This is a genomic window from Amycolatopsis sp. NPDC051372, from assembly GCF_040682095.1.
Lineage (GTDB): Bacteria > Actinomycetota > Actinomycetes > Mycobacteriales > Pseudonocardiaceae > Amycolatopsis.
On sequence record NZ_JBFBAF010000014.1, the window covers coordinates 48843 to 64065 of the forward strand.

The following is a 15223-nucleotide window of genomic DNA, read 5'->3' on the forward strand; positions in this document are numbered from 1 at the left end:
AACATTCACCCCACACCCCTCGTACACCGGGACGAGAAGGTACTGCCCGTACCCGGAACTCACCGGTCACGAGAGGGAGAACGAACGATGCGAGGAACCACCTGGACCCGGCGGCTGGCGTTGGCGGGCGGCGGTGTCGCGGCCGGGCTGCTGGTCGTGACGCCGCTGGCCGTGGCGGACACCACCGCTCCCCCGGCGCCGTCCAGCGTCGCGCCGATCACGCTCAGCCCCGAGGAGTCGCAGCAGGTCTGCGGCGAGTGGGTGCCCAAGCTGCAGAAGCGGGCGCAGAACCTGACCGACCGCATCAACGGCGGCGCGGAGGTCGCCGGGTCCGTCGCGAACCTCGAGGCGCGCTCGGCCGACCAGAAGGCCAAGGGCCACACCGCGGCGGCCGACCGGCTGCAGAAGCGCGCGGACAAGCGCCAGAGCCGGATCAGCCAGCTCGGCGACGCGAAGAGCAAGCTCGACGCGTTCGCCTCGGCGCACTGCAAGCCCGCGGGCACGAAGTGAGGGCGGCCCGGCTCGCGGCCGCGGTCGGGGCGGCCGCGCTACTGGCGCTGGGGTGCACCGCGTGCGACGGTGGCGACTCGGCGGCGCCGTCGGGCGGTGGCGCACAGGCGACGAGCGAACTCAACGGCATCCAGTCCACGCTCGACAGCATCGAGTCGGACATGGCCGGCGACGGCTCACCGTGAGCCAGGCCGGTAACGGCTCACCCTGAGCCGGCCATGGCAGGCGGCAGCCCACCCCGAGCTCGCCACCACGGGAACCAGCCCGCCGTGGCACGGTCAGCGCCAGCAGCGGCTCACCCCGCCTGACACCGCAGGCACGAATCAGCCACCGAGGGCAGCAGCCCACCGCAAGTCGGACACCGCGGGCGACGCCTCGCCCTGAGCGGGCCGTGGCGGCCATCGCAAGCCGGTCGTCGCGGGCACCGCCCGCCGCCCCCGGCGTCGCGGGTGGCGGCTCACGCCGAGTCGCACAGCCCGCGATGTCCCCCACATCGCGAGCGACGGCTCGCCCTGAGCCGCGTAGTCTCTCGGCCGACGTTGGCGGAGACGGAGAACGGGAGCCCGCATGGGGTCAGCCGGGCGCGGGCTCGTCCTCGTCGTCGAGGACGAGGCCGCGATCGCCGAACTCGCTGCGATGTACCTGCGGCGCGACGGGTTCGGCGTGCACGTGGAGTCAGACGGCGCGGCCGCGCTGGGGGCCGTCCGCCGGCTCAAGCCGGTGGCCGTGGTGCTCGACATCGGACTGTCCGGAATGGACGGGATCGAGATCTGCAAGGCGTTGCGCGCGGCCGGCGACTGGACGCCGGTCCTGTTCGTCACCGCACGCGACGACGAGCTCGACCGTCTCCTCGGCCTCGAGATCGGCGCCGACGACTACCTCACCAAACCCTTCAGCCCGCGCGAGCTGGCCGCGCGCGTGCGTACGGTGCTGCGCCGCGCGTCCGGGGGCACGCCGGCCGCGGAGACCTTCGAATGCGGTGGCGCGCGCGTCGACGTGACGAGCCGCCGGGCCTGGGCGGGCGGGCAGGAGATGGCGCTGACGTCCACGGAGTTCGATCTGCTCACCCACCTCGTCCGCCACCCCGGCCACGTGCTCTCGCGCGACCAGCTGCTGTCCGCCGTGTGGGGCTACTCCGCCGCGGCGGGCACCCGCACGGTCGACGTGCACGTGGCTCAGCTGGCGCGAAGCTCGGCGAGCACAGTCCGATCAGGACGGTGCGCGGCATCGGCTACGCGGCGGACGCCGGATGAGGGGCACGCTCGCGCTGCGCATCACGGTCGTGTGCCTGGCGGTGGCGGGGATCGCCGTGATCGTCTCGGGTCTGGTGGCGACGCGGCTCGTGCGCACGACCGCCGACACCGTGCTGCAGCAGTCGTTGAAAGCCCAGGCCGACGTGGTCGCCACGCAGCTCGACGACACCGGCATCGGCAACCGCCTCGGCGTCGGCAAGGTCGCCGACGTGGTGCGCGGCCAGGGCATCGCCGTGGTCGTGCGGCGCCCGGGCGGCCAGGACGTGGGCGACGCGACGTCGACCCGAGTGGCCGAACGGGCCGGCCTCGCGTCGGGCGAGAACCAGTCGGACCGCGTGACGGTGGACGGGCAGCAATACCTCGTGGAGGTCCGAGCCGTCGGCCCGCGCGCGGCTGCGTTCGCGCTGGTCCAGCCCGCGCGTAGCGGTGAGGCGACGCAGCGCGCGCTGGTGCGCAACATCGCGCTGGCGCTGGGCATCGGGCTGCTGGTGGCGGCCGTCGCCGGGTACGCGTCCGGACGGCTGCTCGGCCGGCCCCTGCGGAAGGCGGCGGCCGCGGCGGTCAGCCTGCGCACCGGCCGACGTGACGTGCGCGTGCCCGTGGAAGGACCCGTCGAGGTCGCCGAGGTCGCGGGCTCACTCAACGAATTGGCCGACGCCCTGGCCCACAGCGAGGCGCGCCAGCGGGAGTTCCTGCTGTCGGTGTCCCACGAGCTGCGCACCCCGCTCACCGCGGTGACCGGCTTCGCCGAGGCCATCGCCGACGGCGTCGCCGAGGGCCCCGACGCGCGCCGCGCGGGCCAGACCATCCACCGCGAGGCGCAGCGGCTCGAACGCCTGGTGAGCGACCTGCTCGAACTCGCCCGCCTCGGCGCCGACGAGTTCCGCCTCGACCTCGCGACGCTCGACCTGGCCGCGCTCGTCGGCGACCGCGCGCAGGTCTGGCAGCTGCGCTGCGAACGCGAAAACGTGCCCCTGTACGTCGATTCGCCCGCCGCCCCGGTGCTCGTCACCGCCGACGCGCGCCGGCTGCAGCAGGTGGTCGACGGCCTCGCGGAGAACGCCCTGCGGGTGACCCCGGCCGGCGCGCCGATGGTGTTCTCCCTGGTCCTGGACCAGGGGCACGCGCATCTCGCCGTGCGCGACGGCGGGCCCGGCCTCGCGCCGGAGGACTACGCCGTGGCCTTCGAGCGCGGCGTGCTGAACAAGCGCTACCGCGACCGCCGCCCCGTCGGCTCCGGCATCGGCCTGGCCCTGGTCCACGGCCTGGTCGAGCGCATGGGCGGCGCGCTCCGGGCCGGGCCGGCCCCCGAGGGCGGCGCCGCGTTCACGATCACGCTCCCGCTCGCAGCTGTGCCGCCCGGTCCGTCACGTCCATGAGCGCCCAGTGCTCGACGATCCGCCCGTCGCGCACCCGGACCATGTCCATGCTGGTCACGGCGTACGAACGTCCGGTGGAGACCTGCGTGCCGGTGCTCGTGTAGCGGTTCACGGAGAACTCGCCGTCGCTCACGTTCTGCTCGACGCGCACCGCCAGGTCGCGGAAGTCCGCGAGGAACTCGCCGCGGCTGATCGCGGCCCACTTCTCCCGCCACGCGGCGATGCCGACGTGATCTCCCCCGGCGCCGCCGCGGTGATCGATGACGTCCGGGTCCACGTACTTGAGGCCCTCCTCGGTGAACGCCGTCTCGACGATCCGGCGATGCACCTCGGCCGGGGTGAGTTCGCCGGTCATGACCGCGTACTCTAAGTGGGGAACTCCCCACTTAGCAACCCCGAGGAGGCCGGCCGTGACACCACGGGCCGACGCACGCGACAACCGGGCGCAGCTCGTGCGCGCCGCCCGTGAGGTGTTCGCCGCCGAGGGCAGCGACGCGCCACTGGACCGCGTGGCCAAGCACGCCGGCATCGGCAACGCCACGCTGTACCGCCACTTCCCCCGGCGGCGCGACCTGCTCGCGGCGGTCTACACCGAAGAGGTCGAGACACTCCGAGCCGAGGGCGAGGCCCTGCTGGCCCACGAGGACCCCGAGGCCGCGCTGTTCGTGTGGCTCGGACTCTTCCTCGACCACGTCCGGGACAAACGCGACCTCGCACTGTCCATAACGGACGATCCCGGCAGCGACCGCGAGGAGCTTTTCTCCTGCTGGCACGGGGTGATGACCGACACAGCCACCGCCCTCGCCACCCGCGCCGGCCTCATCGAGGAGGTCGAACCCCTCGACCTGCTGGTACTCACGACGGGAATCGCCTTGTCCGGCGCGGAAAAACCCCGCATCGAACGGCTGCTGCGCGTGATCCGCCGGGGCAGCACCGGCGCCGGTCAGGCAGGCGCCGGTCAAGCTCGCACGGGTTAAGCTCACGTCGTGGAAATGCTGCACCTGCGCTACTTCGTGGCCGTCGCCGAAGAGCTGAACTTCTCGGCGGCCGCGCGGCGGCTCCACATGGCCGCGTCGCCGTTGAGCCAGCGGATCAAGGATCTCGAGCACGAGCTCGGGCAGCAGCTGTTCGACCGCAGCACACACCACGTCACCCTCACCGTCGCGGGCACCGCGTTGCTGCCGATCGCGCGCGACGTGCTGGAGCAGGTGAACTCCATCCCGTGGCGGCTGCGCGAGGCGGCGAACCCCCAGCGCAGCACGGTGTTCCTCGGCATGCCCGCGGGCGTGCACCCGGATCTGCGCGACCGCGTCACGGCGCTGGCCGAGCGGGTGCGCGAGCGGTTCGAGCTCAAGCGCTGGCCCGGCGCCAGCCCCGACCTCGTCGACGCCGTGCTCGACGGGCGGCTCGCGTTGACGTTGGCGCGCATGCCCGTGACCGATCCGGCGCTCGGAGCACTGCCGGCGATGTCCGAGCGGCTCGCCGCCGTGGTGCCGGCCGACCAGTTCACCGGCCGGGACTCGGTGAGCCTGGCCGAGCTGTCCGGGTTCGCCTACATCGCCTCACCCGAGGATTCGACACCGGGCGACGTGAGCGGCTACGGCCCCTACACCGAGTCGGGCCAGGCCATCCCGGTCACCTTCGACGGCGAGCGCGGCGAGTACCTGCACGCGATGTACCTCGACAACTTCCCGGCCACCGCGTCGGGCCGCGAGGTCAGCGCCTACCCGAAGACCATCGGGGCGCCGAATCTCTATGTCGACAACGGCGCGCTGGTCGGCACGCTGGACTACGGCACGCTTCGCGTCGCCACCGCGACCATGGGCTACAAGCACTTCGCCCTCGACACCGAGGCCGCCGGAGCACAGATCACCGTGCCGACGTTCATGCTGAAGATCATCCTCGGCTACGACGGCGCGCCTCGAGTGATGGAGCTCGTGCGGACCGAGATCACCGACGTCGTCGTGAAGGAGGCCTGGACCGGCCCCGCGCGGCTGCAGCTGTTCGAGCACGTACTGGCGCCGCTGGCCGACCTGCCGGTGCGCGAGATCGTCTCCGCGAGCCACATTCTCACCGACCTCACACTGGCGCCCGTCACGCCGGTCCACGACTACCTCAAGGGAGCTTGACCATGAGCACCACCGAGTTCCGCGGCGAGTTCCGGCAGGCCGCCGTGATCGGCGCGGGCACCATCGGCCTCTCGTGGACCGCGTTGTTCGCCGGCCACGGCCTCACCGTGAAGGTCACGGACCCGCGCCCCGACCTGGCCGAGGCCGTCGCCGCCGCGCTGGCCGAGTACGCCCCGCACCTCGCGGCCCAGGGCCTCGACGTGACCGGCCTGGCCGACCGCGTCCAGATTGCCGCCGACGTGACCGAGGCCGTCCGTGACGCCGACGTGGTGCAGGAGAACGGTCCCGAGAGCGTCGAGTTCAAAAAGGAACTGTTCGCCACACTCGTGGAAGCAGCGCCGAAGCACGCGCTGCTACTGAGCTCGTCGTCGGCGATACCCTCGACCGCCTTCACCGGCCAGCTGGCCGACGCGAGCCGGGTCCTCATCGGACACCCGTTCAACCCGCCGCACCTCATCCCGCTCGTCGAGGTCGTCCCGGGCGAGCGCACCGGCGAGGACGCGACCCAGGCGGCCGTCGACTTCTACACGTTCCTCGGCCGCGTGCCGGTGGTGGAGCGCAAGGAAATCCCCGGCTTCGTCGGCAACCGCCTGCAGAACGCACTGAGCCGCGAGGCGATCTACCTCGTCGAGCAGGGCGTGGTCACGCCCGAGGACCTCGACAAGGTGATGACCAACTCGCTCGGCATCCGCTGGGCCACGGTCGGCCCGTTCCTCGGCTCGCACCTGGGCGGTGGCCCCGGCGGCTACCGGCACATGGCCGAGCACATCGGCCCGTCGATGAAGAAGATGTGGACCGGCCTCGGGCAGCCCTCGCAGACCCCGGAAGAAACCGAACGGCTCATCGAAGCCGTCGAAAAGGCTTACGGCTCCTCCACGTACTCGCAACTCGCCGAGGCGCGCGACCGCAAGCAACTCGCCGTTCTGTCTGCTTTGGACAGCGCGGACCGCAAGGAGGAGAACTGATGACGACTCTCGAAGACCAGCTGATCGCCGACTTCTACGACTACGAAACCCTGCTGAGCGACGAAGAGCGCAAGCTGCTCGTCAAGGCCCGCGGGTTCATGCGCGACGAGGTCAAGCCGCTGGTGAACGAGAACTGGGCCGCCGGCACCTTCCCGAAGGAGCTCATCGCGAAGTTCCGCGAGAGCGGTCTCGCGGGCCTGCCCTACGAGGGCTACGGCGAGCACCGCGCCGCGACCAGCCACCTGCTCACCGGCATGATGGCCATGGAGATGAGCCGCACCGACGCGTCGGTCGCCACGTTCTTCGGTGTCCACAACGGACTCGCGATGTACTCGATCTACTCCGGCGGCAGCCAGGAACAGCGCGACCGCTGGCTCCCCGAGATGGCCGCGATGGACAAGATCGGCGCGTTCGCCATGACCGAGCCGCTCGGCGGGTCCGATGTGGCCGGTGGCATGCGCACCACCGCGCAGCGAGATGGTGACACCTGGATCCTCAACGGTGCCAAGCGCTGGATCGGCAACGCGACGTTCGCCGACTACGTGGTGGTCTGGGCGCGCGACGTCGACGACCACAACGTGAAGGGCTTCGTCGTCGAGAAAGGCACACCGGGCTTCTCGCCGGTGAAGATCGAGAACAAGATCGCGTTCCGCATCGTCGAGAACGCCGAGATCACCCTCACCGACGTGCGCGTGCCGGAGGCGAACCGCCTGCAGGGCATCGACTCCTTCCGCGACGTCGCGGAGATCCTGCGCGCCACCCGCGGTGGCGTCGCGTGGCAGGCGCTGGGCGTGATGATCGGCGCCTACGAGCTCGCGCTGGACTACGCGAAGGAGCGCAAGCAGTTCGGCCGTCCGATCGCGCGGTTCCAGCTGGTGCAGGACCTGCTGGTGAAGAGCCTCGGCAACATCACCGCGTCGTGGGGCATGCTCGTGCAGCTGGCCCGCCTGCAGGACGCCGGGATCTTCAAGGACGAGCACTCCTCGCTCGCCAAGGCGTTCGTCACCTCGCGGATGCGTGAGGTCGTAGCCTGGGGCCGGGAGATCTTCGGCGGCAACGGCATCGTGCTCGACCACGACATCGCGCGGTTCTTCGCCGACGCGGAGGCCATCTACTCCTTCGAGGGCACCCGCGAGATGAACACGCTCATCGTGGGCAAGGCGATCACGGGGCAGAGCGCCTTTGTCTGATGGCGCAAGGTGATCTCCGGTCAGTTCACGCAGCCGGTGGCGTTCGTCGCCACCGGCTGTTGTGGCGTTCCGCCGGCAGGCGTGTCCGAAGGCGGGTTCACGGACTTCGTGACGGCGATCGGCTTCACCCCGCCGCCGTGCGTGCCAGGCGGTGAGCTGGTCTCGCCGGATCCGCCGGAGGCCGACACCGACGACGAGCTCAGCTGGTGCTGCACGAACGTCTTGACCTGCTGCGGGCTGACCTTCACCGCGTCACCGTCGGCCGGCGTGGCCAGTGACAGGCTCTGCACGGGGATCGTGACGAACGCGATGGCGCCGGAGCTGATGCCGTGCAGCTGCTGCGCGAAGCTCAGCACGTCCCAGCCCTTGTCGAGCACGACCGAACCCTGCAGTGCGTCGATGAGGGCCGACAGCTTGTCCGGGCTGGTCAGCGTGCCCGCGCCGAGCACGTTCTTCGCCATGCCGGCCAGGAACGCCTGCTGGCGCGCGATGCGGTCGAGGTCGCCGTTGGGCAGGCCGTGGCGCTGCCGCACGAACGCGAGTGCCTGAGCACCGGACAGTGTCTGCGGGCCGGCCGGGAAGTTCGCGCCGGAGTAGGAGTCGTGCACCGGGTTGTTCAGGCACACCTGCACGCCGCCGACGGCCTGGCTCAGCGCCGCGAACCCGGCGAGGTTCACCGCCGCGTAGTGGTTGATCGTGAGCCCGGTGAGCTCCTCGACGGTGGCGATCGCGGATTTCGCGCCCTCGGCGTCGGCGGTCACCTCGAGCTGCGGACCGCTGAGGCCCTGACTCGACAGGTGCGAACGCGCGGACGCCCGCGCCCGGCTGTAGGCCGAGTTGATCTTGTGTTTGCCGTACCCCGGGACGTCCACATAGGAGTCACGCGGGATGGAGATCGCCGTGGCGGCCGCGCCGCCCGCCGGCACGTGGACCACGATCATGGTGTCGGTGGTGCTGCCGCCGTCGTCGCCGCTGCCGGCGTGCAACGAGTCGAGCACGTTCTGTGGCAACGGGTTCCCGTTGGCGTCGGTGCGCGAGTCGAGTCCGACCAGGAGGATGTTCTGCGCCACCTGCAGCGGTTGTCCGGTCGGTGTCTCGGGAACCTGCGCGGCAGGCGGGATGACGTCGGCCGTGACGATCCCGGTGTCGAGCCGGTGCAGCTGCGACCACGCGTACCCGGTGGCACCCAGCACCAGCGTCGACACCACCCCCAGCACGAGACGGCCGCCGATCCGGCGGCCCCGGGACGTGAGCAGCACGACAGAATCCCCTTGCTTCCCCGAAAGAGCCCGAGCGGGCCTGTGTTCGAGGATCACCGCGTTAGCTGGGAATAGCCTGAGAATCCTGTCGCAAAGATGTGATGATGCCCGTTCGGCCGACCCGCGCTGGGCCGAAAGTGAGCCACGCCACGGGGTTCCGCGACACCGCGTGGCGCGACGGACACGAGGAGTCCGCTCAGCGCGGCATGCGCCGCCACAGCGCGCGCGGCAACAGGCGCATCACCGCGAAGACCGGACGGAGCACCCCCGGCACCCAGACGACCGCGCGCCTGCGCCGCAGCGCCGCGACGGTCGCGTCGGCCACCTGGTCGGGCGTGCTGGAGAACGGCGCCGGCGACATGCCCTCGGTCATCCGGCCGATCACGAAACCGGGCCGCACGAGAAGCAGGTGCACGCCGGTGCCGTGCAGCGCGTCGGCCAGCCCGCAGGCGAAGCCGTCGAGCCCGGCCTTGGCCGAGCCGTAGACGTAGTTGGCGCGCCGCACGCGGACGCCGGCGACGGAGGAGAACACCACGAGGCTGCCCGATCCTTGCGCGCGTAGCAGTTCCGCCGTGTGAGTGAGGACGGCGACCTGGGCGACGTAGTCGGTGTGCACGATCGCCGTGGCGTGCTCGGCGTCGGTTTCCGCGCGGGCCTGGTCGCCGAGGATGCCGAAGGCGAGCACAACAACGTCGAGTGGACCGTGCTCGGCGACGACGCGGTCGAGGAACGGGCGGTGCCCGGCCAGGTCGTCGGCGTCGAAGCCGGCGGTCTCGACCAACTCGGCGCCGGCCGCGCGCAGCGTCGTGACCTGCTCCGCCAGGTCGGCGCCCGGGCGCGCGGCCAGCACGAACCGCTTCGCCCCGCCCGCGGCCAGCCGCTGCGCGACCGCCGTCCCGATCTCGCTGCGTCCGCCCAGCACCAGCACTGTTCCGCTCACGCGCGGCAGTCTGCCAGCCCCGCTCAAGGCCCGCCCGAGGTGGCCTGTTTCACAAACTGCAACTTTGCAGATTGTGAAAGTTTCGCGCTACGCTCGTCGGCGTGTCCTCCCCCGGCCTGCGCGAGCGCAAGAAGCTCGAAACCCACCGCACGCTCTCGACCGTCGCCGTGCGGCTCGTCGGCGAACGCGGTCTGGACCACGTGACGGTGGAGGACATCGCGGCGGAAGCGGGGGTTTCCGCGCGTACCTTCTTCAACTACTTCGCGTCCAAAGAGGACGCCGTGGTGATCGCGCACGCCGACCGGGCCGAGCGCAGCCGGCGCCTCATCGACCGGCTCGCCGAGCTGCCGCCGGAGCTGAGCACTCTCGAGGCCGTGGTCGCCGCCGCGCGCGAAGACCTCGCGGAGATCGACGAGAACCGCGACGAGTGGCTCACGCGGATCCGGATCATCAAGGAGAACCCGGGCCTGACGCTACGGGCGCTGTCCCTGAGCACCGACGTCGTCGAGCCCGCGATCGCCGCGGTCGCCCGGCGCAGCGGCACGGACCCGGCGAAGGACCTCTTCCCGTCGCTGTTGTTCTCCGCCGTCGGCGCCGCGATCAACGCCTCGCTCATGCTCTGGCGCGACCTCGGGGGTTCGCGCCCGCTGCTCGACCTCGTCGACGAGGCGGTGGCCGCGCTGGCCGCCGGGCTCGCCGATCCGCGCTGAACCGCCACGACCGCGACCGGAAGCACCCGACACACCACTGCACTCCGCTCCTGGTGCACTGCACGGCATGCCACCACACGCCCGCACCACCACTTCCCACGCCACACCCGACACCGCGCACCGCGCCTCACGACCCCGCTACACCGCACGCCCCCACCGCGCCTCACCACCGCACACCACTCCGCCGCACCCGCGCGACCTGCCACCGCACGCCCCACCCGACACCGCACGCCCCACCCGACACCGCCGCCCGCGCTTCACCACCCGCACGCCCAGCGACCCAGCCTGCTGAACCCGGACCGACCCGACCCGCGCTGAACCGCACTCCGCCGTTTCCACCGAACCCGCGCGCGGATCGAACCGGGCCGAGCCGAAGTCCCACCCCGCCCACCCGAGCACTCTCCGAGGGGATCTCTCCATGACCGTGTCCGAAACCGAGGCGCCCGCCGCCTCGGGCGCGATGGGCCGGCAGCAGGTGCTGCAGGCGATGTCGGGGCTGATGATGGGCATCTTCGTCGCCATCCTCGCCTCCACCGTGGTGGCCAACGCGCTGCCGCGGATCGTGTCCGAGCTGGGCGGCCCTACACCTGGGTGGTGACCACGGAGCTGCTCGCGATGACGGCGACGGTTCCGCCGCTGTAGGGCAAGCTTTCCGACCTCTACAACAAGAAGCTGCTGATCCAGCTGTCGCTCGGGCTGTTCGTGGTCGGCTCGCTGGTGGCCGGCTTCGCGCCGAACATCGAGCTGCTCATCGTGAGCCGCGTGGCGCAGGGCATCGGCGGCGGTGGCCTCACGGCGCTGGCGCAGGTGATCATGGCGGCGATCGTGTCGCCGCGTGAGCTCGGCAAGTTCTCCGGCATCCTCGGCGCCGTCTTCGCCGTGGGCACCGTGGCCGGGCCGCTGATCAGCGGCGTGCTCGTGGACACCTCGTGGCTCGGCTGGCGCTGGTGCTTCTTCCTCGGCGTGCCGTTCGCTCTCGCCGCGATCCTGCTGCTGCAGCGCACGCTGAAGCTGCCGACGATCCGCCGCGAGGCGCATGTGGACTGGCTCGGGGCGTTTCTGATCATGCTCGGGGTGTCCACTTTGCTCGTGTGGTCGTCGCTCGCCGGCTCGTCGTTCGCTTGGGGCTCCTGGCAGACGGGCGTGCTCGTGCCGGTCGGCGTCGTGGTGCTGGCGGTCGCGGTGTTCGTGGAGACCAAGGTGCGCGAGCCGATCATACCGCTGCGGCTGTTCCGCAACCGGACGGTTTCGCTGACCACGATCGCGAGCTTCTTCGTGGGTGTCGCGATGTTCGGTGGCACGGTGTTCCTGTCGCAGTACTTCCAGCTCTCGCTCGGCAAGTCGCCGACGGTCGCCGGCCTGATGAGCCTGCCGATGATCTTCGGGCTGCTGGTGTCCTCGACCGTGTCGGGCCAGCTGATCAGCCGCGCCGGGCGGTGGAAGGGCCACCTGGTCCTGGGTGCCGTGCTGCTGACCGCGGGCCTCGGGCTGCTCGGGCTCATCGACGCGCACACCAGCGTGCTGGAACTGAGCCTGTTCATGCTCGTGCTGGGCGTCGGGGTCGGCATGCTGATGCAGAACCTCGTTCTGGTGACGAGAACGACGTGCCCGCCCACGACCTCGGCGCGGCGACCTCCACGCTGTCGTTCTTCCGCAGCCTCGGCGGCTCGATCGGGGTGAGCGCGCTGGGCGCGGTGCTGGCCAATCGGGTCACGACGCTGATCACCGAGGGCCTCGGCCCGATGCCGGGGATGAGCAGCGGCGGCAGCGAAAAGGTGCCGAACCTGGCCGACCTGCCCGCGCCGATCGCGAACATGATCCGCGAGGCCTACGGCACCGCGACGAGCGACCTGTTCCTCATCGCCGCGCCGATCGCGCTGCTCGTGGTGGTGGCGGTGGCGTTCCTCAAGCATCTGCCGCTGAAGACCCAGAGCGGTCTCGAGCGGCTCGCGGAGGAAGCCGCCTGAGCTACCGTTCTCCGCGTGGACGACGACTTCGGCACGCTCCTCGAACGGCACCGCCGGGAGATCCGGGTGCACTGCTACCGGATGAGCGGTTCGTTCGAGGAAGCCGAGGACCTCACGCAGGAGGCGTTCCTGCGGGCGTGGAAGGGCCGGGGCGGGTTCGAGGGCCGGGCGAGCGTGCGGACGTGGCTGTACCGCATCGCCACCAACGTGTGCCTCGACGCCCTGGCCCGCCGGCCCCGCCGCGTCCTGCCGGACGAACTGGGCGCGGCCGCCGACCCGGCCGGCACCCCGGCCGCGCTCGACGTGCCGTGGCTCGGCCCGATCCCCGACGCGGCTTTGATCGACACCGCTTCGATCGACACCGCGGCCCCGGACGACACCGGCGCCGCGGTGGTCGAGCGCGAGACGATCGAGCTCGCGTTCCTCGCCGCCGTCCAGCACCTGCCGCCTCGGCAGCGCGCGGCCCTGGTCCTGCGCGACGTCCTGGACTGGTCCGCCAAGGACACGGCGGCGGTGCTGGAGACGTCGGTGGCGTCGGCCAACAGCGCGTTGCAGCGCGCTCGCGAAACCCTGCGTACGCACTTGCCCGCGCGGCGTGCCGACTGGGCTTCCGCCGGGGCGACCACCGCGGAGGAGGCCGAGTTGCTGCGCCGGTTCATCGCCGCGTACGAAGCGGGCGATCCGAACGCGGTCGCGGAATTGCTGCGCGAGGACGCACGGGCCGTGATGCCGCCGTACTCGCTCTGGTTCGACAGCCGGGAGCGGATCATCGCCGCGCTGCGCACGAGTATGGACGCGGAGTCACCGTATTTCACGGGCTGGTTCCGGATGGTCGCGGTGCGTGCGAATCGGCAACCCGCTGTGGCCACCTGGGTGCGCCGACCCGGGGAGAGCGGCTTCCGCCGGTTCGGCATCAGCGTGCTCACGGTGGAGCACGGATTGGTCACGGCGATGGCAGCGTTCGAAACGGCGTCGTTCGCACCGTACGGATTACCGGAGACGCTCTCGGAATGAGCCACACCGGGCAATAAAGAGCCCGGGTGGGTGACCTTGATCAGGTCCCCCACCCGGGCAAGCCGGTCCCCGAGGGGATTTCCGGGAAAGTCTCGCCTTCGCCTCCGGGAATGGTCACCGGCACGCGGTCAGGCGGCTTGATGCCGTTCGGCGGCGGAGCGGGTGCGGACCAGCTTGCGGCGCTCCAGCTCGGTGGTTCCGCCGAAGATGCCGTTGTCCAGCCCGTTGTCCAGGGCGTAGGAAAGGCACGCTTCGCGAACCGGGCAGCGCGCGCAGACCGCCTTGGCCTCGCCGACCTGACGGGCTCCGGGGCCGACGTCCGAAATCGGGAAGAACAGTTCCGGATCCTCGTCCTGGCAGGCTGCGCGGGACAGCCAGCCGGTGCTCGTGAGTTCCATTGTTGCGTTTCACCTCCTGTCGAACATTGTCTTTTCTCGGTCAACCGACTTCTCCGGGCGCACGGCGCAGCACAACTCACAAGGAGCTGTACAGCTCGGTGACGCTCGGTGGGCTTTCGGCCGACCCCGCTAGACCACTGTGCCCCAGGTAAGGACAGCGGCCCGCGGACGACCGAAGTTCCAACTTACCACCGATGGCGGTTGTTCCTAAGAGTTACGGGCCCAGCTCACACTGATCTTCTGTTGTTCCAGGAGAGGTACCCGCGCGATCGCGTCGTCACACGTGGTGCCGAAATCGAATCGTTACACCTGGCGCCGCCGTCACCGCACCTGTTCCTACGGAAGAGCGGACAGGACGGGGGTGGGCGTGGACGGATTCGACGGGTTCTTCCGCGCCGAGTTCCCGCCCCTGGTGGCCTTCGGCTGCAAGCTGGGCCTGGACCCGGCGGCGGCGCGCGAGGCCGCCGCCGACGCGCTGCTGCAGGAGGCGCAGGTGTGGCCGCCGCCGGACGATCCGCGCGCGCGGGTGCGCCTGGGCGTGCGGGGGTTCGCCGGGGAGCACGTCCCGGCGGACGACGGTCTGAACGCGCTCGTCGAGCGGAACGCCCTGGGGGTCGAGCTGCTCGCGACGCTGCCGGACACGCAGCGCACTGTGCTGGCGTGGTCGCTCGACGGCTTCGCCCCGGCCGTCATCGGGACTGCCCTCGGGATGCCGGCCAGCACGGTGCGCTCGAACCTGCGCCACGCGCGGGAACGGCTCAACCGCCGGGTGTCGCCCTTGCCTGGCGTGCTGGATTTGCCTGTCTTGCCGGATGGGGAGGACGCCCTCGTGACCCTGCTGCTGGAAGCCGACGCGACGCTGACCGGAGCCCTTCGCCGGGGCCTCGATGTCGAAGCGACGCTCCGGCACGTGAAGTCCCGCACCGCACCGCGCTTCCCCGACCACTGGCACCACCTCGACGGCCCCGTCGCCGCCGCCACGGCCGGCGACCGCCTCGCGGCCGCGCAGCTGCTGGAAGCCGTCCGCCCCCTGGTCGTCCGCTACTGCCGCGGCCGCCTCGGCGGACCCGACCGCGCCTACGCCTCCGCCGACGACGTGGCCCAGGAGGTGTGCGTCGCGCTGCTCGCCGCCCTGCCGACCTACCGCGACCGGGGCCGCCCCTTCCTGGCCTTCGTGTACGGCATCGCGCAACACAAGGTCGCCGACGCCCACCGCGCGGCCGCCCGCAACCGCACCGACCCGGTCGCCGACCTTCCCGACCGCACCGACACCGCGGACGGCCCCGAGCAACTCGCCCTGCTCACCGAGCTCACCACCCGCTTGACGCGCCTGCTGGACGTCCTGCCGGACCGCCAGCGGGAGATCGTCCTGCTGCGCGTGGTGGTCGGCCTGACGGCGGAGGAGACGGCGGAAGCGGTGGGCTCCTCGCCGGGCGCGGTGCGGGTGTCACAGCACCGCGCCTTGCTGCGGTTGCGGAACCTGCTGAACGGCGGGCAGGAGTGACCTGC

14 protein-coding genes and 4 pseudogenes are annotated in these 15223 nt (G+C 71.3%); 14 read left to right on the top strand and 4 right to left on the bottom strand.

Going from position 1 to position 15223, the window contains the following annotated elements:
* The first annotated feature begins 87 nt into the window (after window positions 1-87).
* From AB0M56_RS21850 to AB0M56_RS21865, 4 genes and pseudogenes are all read left to right on the top strand, one after another.
* On the top strand, window positions 88-510 hold the full coding sequence (locus AB0M56_RS21850; protein ID WP_364178989.1) for a hypothetical protein: 423 nt from the start codon (window positions 88-90) through the stop codon (window positions 508-510).
* On the top strand, window positions 507-695 hold the full coding sequence (locus AB0M56_RS21855) for a hypothetical protein (protein ID WP_364178991.1): 189 nt from the start codon (window positions 507-509) through the stop codon (window positions 693-695). Before AB0M56_RS21850 ends, AB0M56_RS21855 begins: the two co-directional genes overlap by 4 nt.
* 451 nt (window positions 696-1146) lie before the next feature.
* Window positions 1147-1763 (top strand): annotated as a pseudogene (locus AB0M56_RS21860) (response regulator transcription factor).
* Window positions 1760-3142 (top strand): HAMP domain-containing sensor histidine kinase, encoded by a 1383-nt coding sequence (locus AB0M56_RS21865; protein WP_364178994.1) that lies wholly within the window; start codon window positions 1760-1762, stop codon window positions 3140-3142. The pseudogene AB0M56_RS21860 and the gene AB0M56_RS21865 overlap by 4 nt, the downstream one beginning before the upstream one ends.
* Here the strand turns inward: AB0M56_RS21865 and AB0M56_RS21870 are convergent.
* Complete coding sequence (locus AB0M56_RS21870) at window positions 3096-3497, bottom strand: ester cyclase (RefSeq protein ID WP_364178996.1); 402 nt, start codon at window positions 3495-3497, stop codon at window positions 3096-3098. The two genes, AB0M56_RS21865 and AB0M56_RS21870, sit on opposite strands and share 47 nt — an antisense overlap.
* A 55-nt stretch (window positions 3498-3552) precedes the next feature.
* Here AB0M56_RS21870 and AB0M56_RS21875 point away from each other — a divergent pair, with 55 nt between their 5' ends.
* From AB0M56_RS21875 to AB0M56_RS21895, 5 genes and pseudogenes are all read left to right on the top strand, one after another.
* On the top strand, window positions 3553-4119 hold the full coding sequence (locus AB0M56_RS21875; RefSeq protein ID WP_364178998.1) for a TetR/AcrR family transcriptional regulator: 567 nt from the start codon (window positions 3553-3555) through the stop codon (window positions 4117-4119).
* Window positions 4120-4134: 15 nt separating this feature from the next.
* Window positions 4135-4299: pseudogene (locus AB0M56_RS21880) on the top strand (LysR family transcriptional regulator); the annotation flags it as partial.
* Window positions 4300-4416: 117 nt separating this feature from the next.
* The gene (locus AB0M56_RS21885; protein WP_364179280.1) at window positions 4417-5271 is read left to right on the top strand and encodes an acetoacetate decarboxylase; all 855 of its coding nucleotides are present in this window, start codon (window positions 4417-4419) and stop codon (window positions 5269-5271) included.
* 2 nt (window positions 5272-5273) lie between these two features.
* Window positions 5274-6236, top strand: coding sequence for a 3-hydroxyacyl-CoA dehydrogenase NAD-binding domain-containing protein (locus AB0M56_RS21890; protein WP_364179000.1), 963 nt, complete (start codon window positions 5274-5276; stop codon window positions 6234-6236).
* Window positions 6236-7426, top strand: coding sequence for an acyl-CoA dehydrogenase family protein (locus tag AB0M56_RS21895; RefSeq protein WP_364179001.1), 1191 nt, complete (start codon window positions 6236-6238; stop codon window positions 7424-7426). Before AB0M56_RS21890 ends, AB0M56_RS21895 begins: the two co-directional genes overlap by 1 nt.
* Window positions 7427-7446: 20 nt before the next feature.
* On the opposite strand, the gene AB0M56_RS21900 is transcribed toward AB0M56_RS21895, so the two are convergent.
* Both AB0M56_RS21900 and AB0M56_RS21905 read right to left on the bottom strand, forming a co-directional pair.
* On the bottom strand, window positions 7447-8685 hold the full coding sequence (locus AB0M56_RS21900; protein WP_364179003.1) for an LCP family protein: 1239 nt from the start codon (window positions 8683-8685) through the stop codon (window positions 7447-7449).
* A gap of 196 nt (window positions 8686-8881) precedes the next feature.
* Window positions 8882-9625 (bottom strand): SDR family NAD(P)-dependent oxidoreductase, encoded by a 744-nt coding sequence (locus tag AB0M56_RS21905; protein WP_364179005.1) that lies wholly within the window; start codon window positions 9623-9625, stop codon window positions 8882-8884.
* Between the two features lie 101 nt (window positions 9626-9726).
* Here AB0M56_RS21905 and AB0M56_RS21910 point away from each other — a divergent pair, with 101 nt between their 5' ends.
* The 3 genes and pseudogenes from AB0M56_RS21910 (at window position 9727) to AB0M56_RS21920 (ending at window position 13316) form a co-directional block, all read left to right on the top strand.
* Window positions 9727-10335 (top strand): TetR/AcrR family transcriptional regulator, encoded by a 609-nt coding sequence (locus AB0M56_RS21910; protein WP_220242338.1) that lies wholly within the window; start codon window positions 9727-9729, stop codon window positions 10333-10335.
* A gap of 418 nt (window positions 10336-10753) precedes the next feature.
* Window positions 10754-12302, top strand: a pseudogene (locus AB0M56_RS21915) (MDR family MFS transporter).
* A gap of 15 nt (window positions 12303-12317) precedes the next feature.
* Window positions 12318-13316: an RNA polymerase subunit sigma-70 gene (locus tag AB0M56_RS21920; RefSeq protein ID WP_364179007.1), complete on the top strand. Its 999-nt coding sequence runs from the start codon at window positions 12318-12320 to the stop codon at window positions 13314-13316.
* Window positions 13317-13444: 128 nt separating this feature from the next.
* On the opposite strand, the gene AB0M56_RS21925 is transcribed toward AB0M56_RS21920, so the two are convergent.
* Window positions 13445-13714 carry a WhiB family transcriptional regulator gene (locus AB0M56_RS21925; RefSeq protein WP_285974314.1) on the bottom strand — a complete coding sequence of 90 codons (270 nt, stop codon included), beginning with the start codon at window positions 13712-13714 and terminating at the stop codon, window positions 13445-13447.
* Window positions 13715-14252: 538 nt separating this feature from the next.
* Here AB0M56_RS21925 and AB0M56_RS21930 point away from each other — a divergent pair.
* A pseudogene (locus AB0M56_RS21930) lies at window positions 14253-14462 on the top strand (sigma factor-like helix-turn-helix DNA-binding protein); the annotation flags it as partial.
* 162 nt (window positions 14463-14624) lie between these two features.
* Window positions 14625-15218 carry an RNA polymerase sigma factor ShbA gene (gene shbA, locus AB0M56_RS21935; RefSeq protein WP_364179282.1) on the top strand — a complete coding sequence of 198 codons (594 nt, stop codon included), beginning with the start codon at window positions 14625-14627 and terminating at the stop codon, window positions 15216-15218.
* Window positions 15219-15223: the final 5 nt, after the last annotated feature.